Below are 13,418 nucleotides of genomic sequence, written 5' to 3' on the forward strand. Positions count from 1 at the left end.
CTGCGCGCATGACGTCTACCTTCCTGTGGGTGCCCTTCACCCTGGCGGCCGCGCTCGCGCAGGTCTTTCGCAACGCCTTCCAGTCCCGCCTGACGGGACGGATCGGCACGGCCGGAGGCACCCAGGTGCGCTTCGTCTTCGGCCTGCCGTTCGCAGTGCTGTTCCTGGGCGTGCTTGTCGGGATTACCGGACAGGACCTGCCCCCCATACCGCCCGCCTCGTGGGGCTGGGCGGCGCTGGGCGGGGTTACCCAGATTGCCGCGACCGCGCTGATGCTGGTCGTCATGTCCCGCCGGGACTTCGGCGTTGCCTATGCCTACATCAAGACCGAGCCCGCGACCGTGGCGGTCCTCGGCCTCGTCCTCATCGGGGATCGTCTGCCCGCGCTGGGCTGGCTGGCGGTGCTGGTGGTGACCATCGGCGTCGTCCTGGCCTCGCTCAAGCCCGGCGACGGCGCCGAGGATCTGGCGGACTGGAAGTCGCTTGTCGTCGGCGTGGTCAGCGGCGCGCTGTTTGGCCTCACCGCCATCTGCTTTCGCGCTTCGATCGAAGCGGTGGGGGAGGGCACCTTCCTCATGCGCAGCCTCCTCATGCTGGTGACGTCACTGGCGATCCAGAGCGGGGTGATGGCACTTTGGTTCGTCTTTCGCGATGCCAAGGCCTTCACCCATTCCTTGCGCGAATGGCGCCTCAGTGTGCCTGCGGGCGCGTTGGGCGCACTGGCCTCTGCGGGCTGGTTCATCGCCTTCTCGCTGACGATGGCGGCCAACGTGCGCACGCTGGCGCTGATCGAGATGCCGATCGTGGCGCTGGTCTCGCGCTACATGTCGGGGCGCTGGCTCACCGGTCGCGAATGGACAGGCTTCGTGCTCATCACGCTGGGGGTCTGCGTGTTGATGATTGCTCACGCCTGAGCGGCTTGCGCGCGACCCGAAAGACAACCTGAACAGCGCCTGCGCGGGGATGCATTTTGGACGTTGCAAACTCTGTAAATCGGCACATAAGCAAGGTTAACCCGGATATCAGGTCCGGAGATTCTTGGGAGAGCGACACATGCGCCAGAGTGTGCTTGTGTGCCTTGGCGCGGGTGTGTTGGCGCCGTTTCCATGCGCGGCTCAGGAGGCCCCCCCGTTGCCGTCTTCCACGAATGCCGCGCCGGCATGCCAGCACGCCATTCCGGCCTTGACGCCGATCGTGGTCGAAACCCTTGTCGATCTTGGTAGCGCGGTCAGCCGGTCGCTCGACACATTTCCGATCCGTCTTGCCGAACCTGTCGTCGTCGATGGGCACGAGGTGCTGCCTGCAGGAAGCACGGGCGAAGGCGAAGTTGTCCATGCGAAGAAGTCCGGGGGCAGTGGAACTCCGGGCGAACTGGTCCTGGCGGCGCGCTGGCTGGAGGCCTGCGGAACACGGCTGCGGCTGCGTTCGATGCATGTCGCGCTGGCCGGGCAGGGGGCTGTTGCAACCGTGAACGCGATCAACGCGGGGGCGGCGCTGGCGCCCGTCCCGATCGGGCTCGTCGGCTTCGCGATACGCGGACGCAATGTGCTCTATCCCGCAGGCACCCGCGCCACGGCGAAGATTGCGGTGCGCTTCGAACCGCCCGAGCCGATCCCGGAGGACCAAGACCTTTTGCCGACATCCAATCCGGATGCGGCCGTTTACGAAGGGTAAACACCAATGAAGAGTGAGGCAAAATGGTCGGTCCTGGCCGGGCTCGGGCTTGCGCTGTGCGCACAACCCGCGCTGGCCGCCAGCGAAGCGGATCCTGTCGCAATCCCGGCACCGCCTGCCGGTAAGGGACAGATTGTCTTCTACCGCACCGGCACGATCATGGGGGCGGCCATGGGCTGCTCGGTCAACGAGAACGGCGAGAAGATCAGCTCTCTGGGGGCAGGGCGCTACTTCATCCTCGTGACCGAGCCGGGGCGTCACGAATACACCGTGAAAAGCGAGGCCAAGGACGTGCTCGCACTCGAGGTCGAGGCCGATGAAACCCAGTATGCGATGTGCCGGATCAAGATGGGCTTCATGGCGGGGCGTCCGGATCTGCGGCCCTCGACCGAGGCCGAGTTCGTGAAGTCCGGGACCGATCGTCTCGTCGATGCCGACGACATGGGACCTGGCCCCGGAGCCTTGCGTCCCGACGAGGTCGAACTTGCCCTTTCAGGCGCAGCGGGCGCGGCGATCGAAGATGACGCGCCGATTGCGGACGAGCCCGCCGATGCGGAGGAGGGCGCTCCGGCAGCCTGAGCGAGGGTGTGCGGACGGGAGGGGGCGCGCTTCCTCCCGATCCTTGCTCCGAGGCGCCTTGACCTTTGGCGCGGCCTGCCTAATGCCGCGGACATGACCGATTTTCCCGAGCTGACGCTGTTCAACAGCCTGACCCGCCAGATGGAACCCTTCCAGCCTGTCCACGAGGGCGAGGCGCGGGTCTACACCTGCGGGCCGACGGTCTACAACTACCCCCACATCGGCAACATGCGCGCCTATGTCTTTGCCGACATCCTGGGCCGGACGCTGAGCCACCGGGGCCTCAAGCTCACCCACGTCATCAATATCACCGACGTCGGCCATCTGACCGATGATGGCGACGATGGCGAGGACAAGATGGAAAAGATGGCCGCGCAAAAGGCGCAGTCGATCTGGGACATCGCGCGCCACTACACGCAGGCCTACTGGGACGACATCAAGGCGCTCAACATCCGCCAGCCCGCGCACTGGTCGATTGCCACCGATTACGTCGAGCAGATGATCGACTTCGCCAAGGAGATCGCCCCCAGGCACTGCTACGAGCTGGAAAGCGGTCTCTACTTCGATGTCTCGACCGTTGCCGATTACGGGCGTCTTGCTCGTGCGGTCACCGAAGAGGGCGAGGGCCGGATCGAGGCGGTCGAGGGCAAGCGCAACGCGGCTGACTTCGCGATCTGGCGCAAGACCCCGGCGGGCGAGAAGCGGCAGATGGAGTGGGATTCGCCGTGGGGGCCGGGCGCACCGGGCTGGCACCTGGAATGCTCGGTCATGTCGGGCAAACTGCTGGGCTTTCCCTTCGATATTCATACCGGCGGCATCGACCACCGCGAGATCCACCACCCCAACGAGATCGCCCAGAACCAGGCCTTCTGCTGTGCAGGCGGCCTCGATGTGCCCGGAAACTCGGGCGCGAAGGTGTGGATGCACAACAACTTCCTCGTCGAGCGTTCGGGCAAGATGAGCAAGTCCTCGGGCGAATTCCTGCGCCTGCAGCTGCTCATCGACAAGGGCTACCACCCGCTTGGCTACCGGATGATGTGCCTTCAGGCGCACTACCGCTCGGAGCTGGAGTTCTCGTGGGATGGTCTCTCCGCCGCGCTCACCCGCCTGAAGCGCATGATCATGGCGGCAGAGCGCCTGAAGGACATCGAGGCGGGGACACCCGGACACCCCAAGCTCGCCCCGATGATTGCGACGTTCGAGAAGGCGCTGGCCGAGGACCTCAACACCCCCATCGCGCTGACCGCACTGGAAGACGTCCTAGCCGCCAAGAAGGTCGATCCGGCCGCCAAACGCGCCGTCGTTGAAATGATGGACCAGGTCTTCGGTCTTGGCCTGTTCGAGACCGGCCGGGCGGACCTGCGCCTTCGTCCGCTGACCGCCGAAATCTCCGAAGAGGAGATCGAGGCGACGCTTGTGCAGCGCAAGGACGCCCGCGCGAACAAGGACTTCGCGACCTCCGATGCGCTGCGCGACGAACTGGCCGGCAAGGGCGTCGAGGTCATGGATGGTGACCCGCTCGGCTGGGAATGGAAGCTCGGCTGAATTCAGAGCGTCCGCTCAGGAAAGGGCGATAGAAGAACAGGAGGAGCCCGAGGGCCATTGCCTTCGGGCTCCTCGGTCCGTTTACCTTCATCGTGCGCTGGTTATGCTTGCAGGGGGAGCAAGGTCGCCCATTTCCGAGGTCAAGGGGTATAACGCCTGGAAACTGCATGCTCCCCTATTGGCCCCATAGTCTTAGCGCATGGCGCGTGCAAAAAAAGACGATTGAACCTGAACGCAATTGCGTCCGTTATCTCTTGAAACGCCGTTTGATTTCCGACGCTTTCGAAGGATAGCCTGTGACCCGCGCTCTTGTTCATGCCAATTTTCGCCCCTTTCTCGACGGACAGATGCCCGAGGGCGTCGAGCCAGTCTGGTACGAGAGCGATGAGGAATTCGCCGCAAAGCTGAGCGATGTGGAGGTGTTCTGGCCCGATTACCTCACCCGCAATTCGGTCGACGCCGTGGTCGAGAGGGCGCTGGAAGGTGCCAACGTCCTGCAATGGTGCAGCGTCATGTCCTCGGGCGTCGATTGGCTGCCGCTTGCCTCGTTTCGGGCGAACGGCATCGCGCTCACCAATGGCGCCGGGCTGCACGCGCACAGCGTGGCCGAGTTCGCGCTCCTGGGCATGCTCTCGTACAACAAGAAGTGGGGGCAGATACGCGACAGCCAGGCGCGCCACGAATGGCTGGACGAGGCACCGGGGACAGGTGAGCTTCTCGACGCTCGGGTGCTGGTGATCGGCGCGGGCGAGATCGGTCAGCGTATTCGCACGCTGCTGGAAGCCTTCGACGCGCAGGTCACGATGGCCCGCCGCACGCCGCAGGGCGGTGATCTGGGGCAGGACGAATGGCGCGCGCGGCTGGGCGAGTTTGACTGGGTTGTGCTGATCGTGCCTTCGACGCCGGAGACGGTCGGCATGTTCGGCAAGGACGAACTCGCGGCGATGAAGAAAGGCGCTGCGCTTGTGAATGTGGCACGCGGGGAAGTGCTGGATCAGGACGCCTTGCTCGAGGCGCTGCGTTCGGGGCACCTGGGCGGTGCCTACCTCGATGTGACCAACCCGGAACCCCTGCCGGCCGATCATCCGCTCTGGGACTGTCCGAACGTGGAGATGTCGATGCACTGCTCGGGGCTTGCCCAGAGCAGTCTGCTGCGCCGGGCTTCCCTGCGTTTTCTGGAGAATCTGCGCCGGTTCCAGGCGGGCGAGGACCTCGTCCACCGGGTCGATTTCGACCGAGGCTACTGAGGCCGGAACGGAACTTTGTGCCGGGCCGTTGGTAGGACAAGGTGCCCGTTTGCAAGGTCGCGCCCATCCGGGCAACCTGCGGCGCATACCTAGGTGGATCGAGAAGGAGGACCCTTACATGGCGGAAGCGGATACGACCAAGGCTTCGGACCTATTCGTGCAGTGTCTGGAAAACGAAGGGGTCGAATACGTCTTCGGCGTGCCGGGGGAGGAAAACCTCGATTTTCTCGATTCTCTCTCGCGCTCGGGCTCGATCCGGCTGATCCTCACGCGCCATGAACAGGGCGCCGGCTTCATGGCGGCGACCTACGGGCGCCATACCGGCAAGGCGGGCGTGTGCCTTTCCACGCTGGGGCCGGGCGCCACGAACCTCGTCACCGCGGCGGCCTATGCGCAGTTGGGCGGCATGCCGATGGTGATGATCACCGGCCAGAAGCCGATCAAGAAGTCCAAGCAGGGACGCTTCCAGATTCTCGATGTGGTCGCGCTCATGCACCCGATCACCAAGTACGCGCACCAGATGGCCTCGGCCGACAATATCCCGAGCCGCGTGCGCGAGGCGTTTCGACTCGCGGAAGAGGAAAAGCCGGGCGCCTGCCACATCGAACTGCCTGAAGATATCGCGGATGAGCGCACGCTCTCGCGCCCGGTCGCAGGTTCAGTGGTGCGCCGGCCCTCGGCGGACGTGAAATCGATCCGTCAGGCGTGCGAGGCGCTGGAGGCGGCGCGCAGGCCGCTTCTGGTCATCGGCGCGGGCGCCAACCGCAAGATGCTGAGCGAATTCGTCGAGAAGACCGGCATTCCCTTCCTGACGACGCAGCTGGGCAAGGGTGTGATCGACGAGCGCCACCCCAAGTTCCTGGGCTGCGCGGCGCTTTCGGCGGGGGACTTCGTCCACCGCGCGATCGAGGACGCGGACTGCATCGTCAATATCGGTCACGACGTGATCGAGAAGCCGCCGTTCTTCATGCACAACGATGCTGCGTGCCAGGAACGCAAGGTCATTCACGTCTCGACCCAGACCGCCGAAGTCGACCCTGTCTATTTCCCGCATATCGAAGTGATCGGCGATATCGCCAACGCCATGTGGCAGATCAAGGAGGCGATCCGGCCGTCCTCCAAGTGGGATTTCTCGGCGATGCTGCGCTACCGCGAGGCCGAAGTCGAGCACACCGCCGGGTTGGCGTCGGACGCGCGCTTCCCGGTCTTTCCGCCGCATCTTGTGCGCGAAGTGCGCGATGTCATGCCTGAGGACGGCATCGTGTGTCTCGACAACGGCATCTACAAGATCTGGTTTGCGCGCGGCTACACCGCCTACCAGCCCAACACGGTGCTGCTTGATAACGCGCTGGCCTCGATGGGGGCAGGGCTCCCCTCGGCCATGGCCAGCGCCATGGTCTACCCTGAGCGCAAGGTCATGGCCGTATGCGGCGATGGCGGGTTCATGATGAACAGCCAGGAACTCGAGACGGCGGTGCGTCTCAAGCTCAACCTGACCGTGCTGGTGCTGAACGACAATGCCTATGGCATGATTCGCTGGAAGCAGGCGAACATGGGCTTTGACGATTTCGGACTGACCTACGGCAATCCCGACTTCGTCCAGTACGCGCAGAGCTATGGGGCCAACGGATACCGGGCCGAGAGTGCGGGGCACTTGCGCGAATTGCTGGAGCATTGTCGGAACACGCCGGGCGTCCATCTGATCGACTGTCCTGTCGATTACTCGGAAAACGACCATATCCTCAATACCGAGATCAAGGCCCTTTCCCGGGCGCTCTGAGGGCGCCGGGACTTAGATGTCGTCGAGGAGAAGGATTTCGATCTCCACCGAAAGGCGGGGCGGCGCGCCGTTGACGTGATCGGTTCCGCGCAGGGCCGCATCGGCGACGAGGTGTCCGGGGATCACGAATTCGTGGTCGGCAAGGGCTTCGATGAACTGCTCCCCGTCCTCGATCGCCTCGCTCCCCTGAAAGGTCAGCGCAACCGTATGGCGTCCACCGGCGAAGGTCGCGCTCGACCAGGGGCGCTCACAGTGGCGCAGGAATTCGGCGCGGGGCCCTGCCAGTTGCAGGATCTGGGTGACGATCTGCAGCCAGGGACCGCGCTGCGGGCGGGGGCGCGGGGCGGCAGTATCGTGCGCCTTGGTCCCGGCGTGGAGGGCAAGGTCAACGTGCATGGGCGGTCTCCCCGTTGGCGGCGCGATAGCCGGACATGAAGCCTTCGACCCGGTGGGTCATGGCTGCGCGCGGTTCGCGTCCGTTGCGCAGGTCTTCCACGAAGCGGGGGTCGCGGGCGACGAGCCTGCCAAAGCGGGTACGGGACATCTTGGTAGCGCTCAGGAAGCGCTCGATCTCGCGAATCAACATGAGGCGGATTTTCCTTTCCTTCATTGGTTGAGCTAATGTTCATCTTATGTTCCAACTCAAATCCTACTTGTCTAGGAAATTTCCTTCGTGTACGGATTACATTATGGTAAGCGATCCTATCCGAAGCCGCCTGTTGGAACTCGCCGATGCGCGCGGGGTGAGCTTGTCCGCGCTGTCGCGAATGCTGGGGAAGAATCCCAGCTATCTCCAGCAATTCGTACGTAAGGGCAGCCCCAAGAAGCTTGAGGAGACCGACCGCGGTGCCCTGGCCCGGTTCTTTCGGGTGGCCGAGGAAGAGCTCGGTAAGCCAGAGGATATTTCCTCCGGTTCTGGAGGGAATTCGTCGGAATGGGTGGAAATTCCCCGGCTCGTGCTGGGCGCGTCGGCGGGGCCGGGGGCTCTCGATTCGCAGGATGCCGCGTTCGATTCGGTCCGTTTTTCCATGCGTTGGCTCCGGGCCATGGGGTTACAACCCGGAAACCTCGCGATGATCGCCGTCCTTGGCGATTCGATGGAGCCGACCTTGCGCGATGGCGACGAGATCCTGGTCGATCAGGGGCAGCGCGGCTTGCGCGATGGCATCCACGTCGTGCGCGTGGATGGAACTCTTCTGGTCAAGCGCGTCGAGACCGGTCGGCCGGGCGTTGTCGCCCTGCGCAGCGACAATCCGGCCTATGGCGTGATCGAGTGCCGTCCCGAAGATGTCGCGGTTGTCGGGCGCGTGGTCTGGAAGGGCGGGCGGATCTAGCGGCTGGTTCGCCGCTGCAGCAGATCGCGTGGTTGCATTCGCCGCGGGCCGGAGTCATGTCCCGGAGCATGACCGAACCAAGCCAGCCCATGCGTGTGGGCATCATCCCTGTCACTCCGCTCCAGCAGAACTGCTCGCTCCTTTGGTGCACCAAGACCATGCGTGGCGCGCTTGTCGATCCGGGTGGGGAATTGCCCAAACTCAAGCAGGCGCTGGAGCAGACCGGCGTTACCCTGGAGAAGATCCTGATCACGCATGGTCATCTCGACCACTGTGGCCAGGCGGGTGTGCTCGCCAAGGAGATGGGCGTGCCTATCGAAGGGCCGCACGAGGAAGACCGTTTCTGGATTGCCCAGCTCGACGATGACGGGCCGCGCTGGAACATGGAGGCGCACACCTTCGAGCCCGATCGCTGGCTGGAGCACGGCGATACGGTGACGGTCGGGGACCTGGAGCTCGATGTCGTCCATTGTCCTGGCCACACGCCCGGCCATGTCGTGTTCCACCACGCGCCGAGCCGTTTTGCGATGGTGGGCGACGTCCTCTTCCAGAACGGGATCGGGCGCTGGGACTTTCCGCGCGGCAATCTGGAGGACCTGGTCAACTCGATCACGCAGCGGCTCTGGCCGCTGGGCGATGACGTGACCTTCGTGCCAGGGCACGGGCCTGTCAGTACCTTCGGGGACGAGCGCCGCACCAATCCTTACGTCAGCGACAAGGCGCTCGAGCGCGGTCTTCCGATGAGTTGAGCCGATGCGCTGAGGGCGCAGCTCGCTCAGTACAGGCCCAGTGCGATCAGGACGGCGACAACGGCCAGGCCCAGCGTGACGAGGAGGCCGATCCCGAAGCCACCGGCGCGCAAGGCGTTGATGTCGCTGCGGTCCATGCCCAGGCCATGGCACACGCGCGCGGCCATGAAGAGCGCTCCGGCAAGGGGGAGCCAGATGCCGCCCTTGCCGGAAATCTCGATGGCGCCTGCCAGGATCAGCAGGAAGGGCGCGTTCTCGATGAAGTTCGCCTGGGCGCGCATGCGCTGCATCAGGCGCGGATTGTCGCCGTCCCCATGGAGGATCTTTTCCTGGCCGCGCATCTTGCCGATCCGGGCGCCAAGCCAGAGGTTGATCAGTACTGCAGTCGCGGCAAGACACAGTGTTGTAGGCAGGATCATGGTGTTTTGCTCTCTCGTGAAGCCCGTTAGTTTGTGATGGGGTGAGGAACGGCTTGCAACTCTCCAGAAATCGGGTATAGGCCCGCTTTCGCAAGCCGCCGGTCCGAGTACGGGCCCTGGCGGCCTTTTTTACATTAACGCATTTCCAGGAACAGGTGCCGAGATGGCAGTCCCCAAAAGAAAAACCACCCCGTCCCGCCGGGGCATGCGTCGCAGCCATGACGCGCTCAAGGTCGAGGCCTTTCACGAGTGCCCGAACTGTGGTGAGCTGAAGCGCCCGCACAACCTCTGCAACGCTTGTGGCCACTACAACGGCCGTGAGATCGTCGCGGTCGAAATCTAAGACCTCGCACGAAGTTCGGAGATTGCCCATGAGTTTGCCGCGTATCGCCATCGATGCGATGGGCGGCGACGAGGGGGTGCGCGTCATGATCGAGGGCGCTGCACTTGCGCGCCGTCGTCATGACCAGTTCCAGTTTCTGCTCGTCGGCGACGAAGAGCGGATCAAGAATGCGCTTCAGGATCATCCGAACCTGCGCGCCTCGTCCGAGATCATCCATACCGATGGTGTGATCAGTGGCGAGGACAAGCCGAGTCAGGCCCTTCGCCGTTCCAAGGGGACGTCGATGGGGCGTGCCATCGAGGCGGTGAAGGCAGGTGATGCCGGCGCCGCCGTCAGTGGTGGCAACACCGGCGCGCTGATGGCCATTTCCAAGTTGACCCTGCGCACCATGCCGGGGATCGACCGGCCTGCACTCGCCGCACTCATGCCCACGCTCGGCGACAACGACCTGATCATGCTTGATCTGGGCGCCAACACCGAGTGCGATAGCCGCAACCTGGTCCAGTTCGCGATCATGGGCGCGGCCTATGCGCGCGTCGTGTCCGGCCGGGCCGAACCGCGCGTGCGTCTGCTCAACATCGGCACCGAAGAGATCAAGGGCACCGAGCTTCTGCGCGATGCCTCCGCGATCCTGCGCGAAGCGGCCAAGGAACTGTCGATCTCCTTCGACGGGTTCACCGAGGCCGACAAGATGGCGCATGGCAACGTCGATGTCGTGGTGACCGATGGCTTCTCGGGCAACATCGCCCTCAAGGCCGTGGAAGGGACTGCGCGTTTTGTCGCGGACCTCCTGCGCCGCAGTTTTTCCAGTTCGCTGCGCTCGAAGATCGGTTTCCTGATCTCGCGCCCTGCCACCGAACTGCTCAAGCACCATCTTGACCCCAACAATCATAACGGTGCGGTCTTCCTGGGTCTGAACGGCATTGTCGTGAAGAGCCACGGGGGCGCTAGCGCCGCAGGTGTCGCAAATGCGGTCGCCGTGACCGCCCGCCTTCTGGAGGAACGAGTGACCGAGCGTATCAGCGCCGACCTGGCCCGCGTAGGCGATTCATCGCTGTGGATGCCGGGTGCCCAGGAAGAGCGCGCCTGATGCGCCGTTCGGTTCTGCTCGGTACCGGTTCGGCCCTCCCCGAAAAGGTTGTCTCCAACAGCGAACTCGCCCAGCGTGTCGACACCAGCGATGAATGGATCGTCGAACGTACCGGGATCACCCAGCGCTATATCGCGGGTCCTGACGAAACGACGTCGAGCCTTGCCACCAAGGCGGCGCTGAAGGCGATCGAGGCCGCGGGCATCGAAGCGGCCAGCATCGATCTCATCGTCCTGGCAACGGCCACGCCCGACCAGACGTTCCCGGCAACGGCGACCACGGTGCAGCACAATCTGGGCTGCGGCGGCTGCATCGCCTTTGACGTGGCGGCCGTCTGTTCGGGCTTCCTCTATGCAGTGGGCGTGGCCGACTCGATGCTGCGTTCGGGCATGGCCCAGCGCGCGCTCGTGATCGGTGCCGAGACGTTCAGCCGCATTCTCGACTGGGAAGATCGCACGACCTGCGTCCTCTTCGGTGATGGTGCGGGGGCGATCGTGCTCGAGGCGCAGGAGCAGGCCGAGGGTGAAACGCCCCGCGGCATTCTTGCGACCAAGCTCCACGCCGATGGCGCCCACAACCAGCTGCTCTATGTCGATGGTGGTCCCTCGACCACCGGAACCGTTGGCAAGCTGCGCATGAAGGGCCGTGAGGTGTTCCGTCATGCCGTGGTGAACCTGGCCCAGGTGCTTCACGAAGTGCTCGAGGCGGAAGGTCTGACCACGGCGGATATCGACTGGCTGGTGCCGCACCAGGCCAATGCGCGTATCCTGGATGGTACCGCCAAGAAGCTTTCGCTCTCGCCCGAGAAGGTCGTCAAGACCGTGGGGGAGCATGCGAATACCTCGGCCGCTTCGGTTCCGCTGGCGCTTGACCAGGCCGTACGCGATGGCCGGATCACGCAGGGCGACCTTGTCGTGCTGGAAGCCATGGGCGGTGGTTTCACTTGGGGCGCGAGCCTTCTGCGGGTCTGAATTCGGTATAACGCATTTTGGATGCGTTCCTTATTCGACCCAGCATTGCAATTTTCGTTGATTTTCATATCATCCCCTCAGGATAAGCGTTTGAAGGGGATGCAGGCTTGATGCAGTCAGTGGATACATTGACGCGAGCAGAACTCGCGGACGCGATTCATCGTCAACTCGGACTGTCGAGGGCGGAGTCGCTCTCCATGGTGGAATCTATCCTCCAGCACATGGTGACAGCGCTCAGTGACGGCGAGAACGTGAAGATCTCCGGCTTCGGAACATTCCTCCTGCGCGACAAGGGTGAGCGCATGGGGCGTAATCCCAAGACCGGGGTGGAGGTGCCGATTACGCCGCGGCGTGTCCTCACCTTCCGGGCCAGCCAGATGCTGAAGGACCGCATTGCCGGGGCCTGAGGCCAGACGGAGTGCGGATTCTGAAGACTTCTTCCAGCAATTTGAAGGCAGCGCACGGAGCGCCGGGCTCGCACAAGCAGCCCGGCGCTCTGCGCACGATCGGCGAGGTCAGCGCCTTGCTGGGACTGCGCCAGCATGTCCTGCGCTATTGGGAAACCCAGTTCCCGATGCTGCAGCCGGTCAAGCGCAGTGGTTCGCGGCGCTATTACCGTCCCGAGGACATCGCGCTGCTGCGACGGATCGATGATCTGGTCCATCGCGAAGGGTATACATTGCGCGGCGCAAGCCAGCTTCTGGAGCAGGATGCGTCTGGCGGGGAGGCCCAGCGGGCGTCGAACTCGTCCGAAGACTCGGGTCTGAATTCAGACGACTCAATGCGGAAAACCCTTAGTAAAATTCGTGAAAAGCTCCGGTCGGCACTTGAGGCTGGTTAATATTCTGTAAGGTGGATTGGTGAGCGGCGGCGAGGAATTATCCCGAGATCGTCAGGAGAATACCCCGGCGGTGCTGGCCCATAGGGATTTTGGCGCAGGCTGCTGTCGCTGACATTTGATGGCAGAGCGGCGCCGCATCACTTCCGGTGCCGGGGCATTCTGCGCGTCCACTTCGCCGTCGTTGCGCTTTCATTGACGTGATATTCGGCTGCCAGAGCGAACTTGTCGCGCACATCGAATTGGCGATCGCAGCGAGCGGCAGCAGGTTTGAACAACCTGCAGGCTCGCCACGATACAAGGACGGTCCAGACACTACTGGCAATGACCCATGTCCACGTTGACGCGGCAAGGCTCAGGTGCGTTTGGATCGCCCCGGCAAGCATAAGCGGCAGTAGTGCGAGAGCCGGCGTAACCGGCCGAACGCGTGTGCCCAGATCGCGATCCACGAAGCGGCGTAATCGCAGATGTGGTTTGTTCTGCCTATCATTCGAGCAGTCTGCCACACGTCGCGGCGTGCTGCTATCGGGCGGCCTCTCGCGGGCAACGTTGATGCCGCCGCTGGCGTGACCGACATGGGTAAGGTCTGCTCGAGGCCCTTCGTCTGATCATGGCTGACGGGCGCCAGGCGTGGATGATGGAGGCCATCACCGCCGCGTACGCGGAGCGTTGTGGAGCGCAAGATCCCTTTTAAGCAAGCCACCAAAGACCGCGATGGCACAAAGCGAGGGTGCAAGTTCATTGCCTCGCTTGGTCCCCGAATGCACATACGCACAAGATGGCTGCAGTGTAGAAGGCGTTTCCTAATACGCTGACTTGGCGCTGGGTACGCGGTGAGGGTAACCTGAT

At 63.7% G+C, this 13,418-nt stretch carries 16 protein-coding genes; 13 read left to right on the top strand and 3 right to left on the bottom strand.

What is annotated here, in order from left to right:
* Positions 1–8: 8 nt before the first annotated feature.
* The 6 genes from MBENS4_RS17350 (at position 9) to MBENS4_RS17375 (ending at position 6,825) form a co-directional block, all read left to right on the top strand.
* A complete protein-coding gene (locus tag MBENS4_RS17350; RefSeq protein ID WP_039393184.1) occupies positions 9–914 on the top strand; it encodes an EamA family transporter in 906 nt (301 codons plus the stop codon).
* 217 nt (positions 915–1,131) lie between these two features.
* Positions 1,132–1,674: a hypothetical protein gene (locus tag MBENS4_RS24300; RefSeq protein WP_144400988.1), complete on the top strand. Its 543-nt coding sequence runs from the start codon at positions 1,132–1,134 to the stop codon at positions 1,672–1,674.
* Positions 1,675–1,680: 6 nt separating this feature from the next.
* On the top strand, positions 1,681–2,253 hold the full coding sequence (locus tag MBENS4_RS17360) for a DUF2846 domain-containing protein (RefSeq protein ID WP_052322490.1): 573 nt from the start codon (positions 1,681–1,683) through the stop codon (positions 2,251–2,253).
* A 93-nt stretch (positions 2,254–2,346) separates the two neighbouring features.
* Entirely contained in the window at positions 2,347–3,798 is a 1,452-nt protein-coding gene (cysS, locus tag MBENS4_RS17365) for a cysteine--tRNA ligase (RefSeq protein ID WP_039393186.1), read from the top strand.
* Between the two features lie 296 nt (positions 3,799–4,094).
* Positions 4,095–5,045, top strand: coding sequence for a D-2-hydroxyacid dehydrogenase (locus tag MBENS4_RS17370; protein WP_039393188.1), 951 nt, complete (start codon positions 4,095–4,097; stop codon positions 5,043–5,045).
* 118 nt (positions 5,046–5,163) lie between these two features.
* Positions 5,164–6,825 carry an acetolactate synthase large subunit gene (locus tag MBENS4_RS17375; protein ID WP_039393189.1) on the top strand — a complete coding sequence of 554 codons (1,662 nt, stop codon included), beginning with the start codon at positions 5,164–5,166 and terminating at the stop codon, positions 6,823–6,825.
* A 12-nt stretch (positions 6,826–6,837) separates the two neighbouring features.
* Here MBENS4_RS17375 and MBENS4_RS17380 read toward each other — a convergent pair whose 3' ends face one another.
* Together MBENS4_RS17380 and MBENS4_RS17385 are read right to left on the bottom strand one after the other, a co-directional pair.
* A complete protein-coding gene (locus MBENS4_RS17380; RefSeq protein ID WP_242404994.1) occupies positions 6,838–7,221 on the bottom strand; it encodes a hypothetical protein in 384 nt (127 codons plus the stop codon).
* Entirely contained in the window at positions 7,211–7,411 is a 201-nt protein-coding gene (locus tag MBENS4_RS17385) for a hypothetical protein (RefSeq protein WP_039393190.1), read from the bottom strand. Before MBENS4_RS17385 ends, MBENS4_RS17380 begins: the two co-directional genes overlap by 11 nt.
* Positions 7,412–7,514: 103 nt before the next feature.
* On the opposite strand from MBENS4_RS17385, the gene MBENS4_RS17390 reads away from it, so the two are divergent.
* The gene (locus tag MBENS4_RS17390; protein WP_039393193.1) at positions 7,515–8,159 is read left to right on the top strand and encodes a LexA family transcriptional regulator; all 645 of its coding nucleotides are present in this window, start codon (positions 7,515–7,517) and stop codon (positions 8,157–8,159) included.
* A gap of 68 nt (positions 8,160–8,227) precedes the next feature.
* On the top strand, positions 8,228–8,908 hold the full coding sequence (locus MBENS4_RS17395; protein ID WP_039393196.1) for an MBL fold metallo-hydrolase: 681 nt from the start codon (positions 8,228–8,230) through the stop codon (positions 8,906–8,908).
* Positions 8,909–8,934: 26 nt separating this feature from the next.
* Here MBENS4_RS17395 and MBENS4_RS17400 read toward each other — a convergent pair whose 3' ends face one another.
* A complete protein-coding gene (locus MBENS4_RS17400; protein ID WP_039393199.1) occupies positions 8,935–9,327 on the bottom strand; it encodes an MAPEG family protein in 393 nt (130 codons plus the stop codon).
* 163 nt (positions 9,328–9,490) lie between these two features.
* Between MBENS4_RS17400 and rpmF the strand changes: the two genes are divergently transcribed.
* The 5 genes from rpmF (at position 9,491) to MBENS4_RS17425 (ending at position 12,572) form a co-directional block, all read left to right on the top strand.
* Entirely contained in the window at positions 9,491–9,670 is a 180-nt protein-coding gene (gene rpmF, locus MBENS4_RS17405; protein ID WP_013833797.1) for a 50S ribosomal protein L32, read from the top strand.
* 28 nt (positions 9,671–9,698) lie between these two features.
* Entirely contained in the window at positions 9,699–10,760 is a 1,062-nt protein-coding gene (plsX, locus tag MBENS4_RS17410) for a phosphate acyltransferase PlsX (RefSeq protein ID WP_039393202.1), read from the top strand.
* On the top strand, positions 10,757–11,731 hold the full coding sequence (locus MBENS4_RS17415; protein WP_039395301.1) for a beta-ketoacyl-ACP synthase III: 975 nt from the start codon (positions 10,757–10,759) through the stop codon (positions 11,729–11,731). The genes plsX and MBENS4_RS17415 overlap by 4 nt, the downstream gene beginning before the upstream one ends.
* 110 nt (positions 11,732–11,841) lie before the next feature.
* Positions 11,842–12,138, top strand: coding sequence for an integration host factor subunit alpha (locus tag MBENS4_RS17420; protein ID WP_039393205.1), 297 nt, complete (start codon positions 11,842–11,844; stop codon positions 12,136–12,138).
* Between the two features lie 17 nt (positions 12,139–12,155).
* Complete coding sequence (locus MBENS4_RS17425; RefSeq protein ID WP_445321528.1) at positions 12,156–12,572, top strand: MerR family transcriptional regulator; 417 nt, start codon at positions 12,156–12,158, stop codon at positions 12,570–12,572.
* Positions 12,573–13,418: the final 846 nt, after the last annotated feature.

Origin of the sequence: Novosphingobium sp. MBES04 (assembly GCF_000813185.1) — a bacterium.
Classification (GTDB): Bacteria; Pseudomonadota; Alphaproteobacteria; order Sphingomonadales; family Sphingomonadaceae; genus Novosphingobium; species Novosphingobium decolorationis.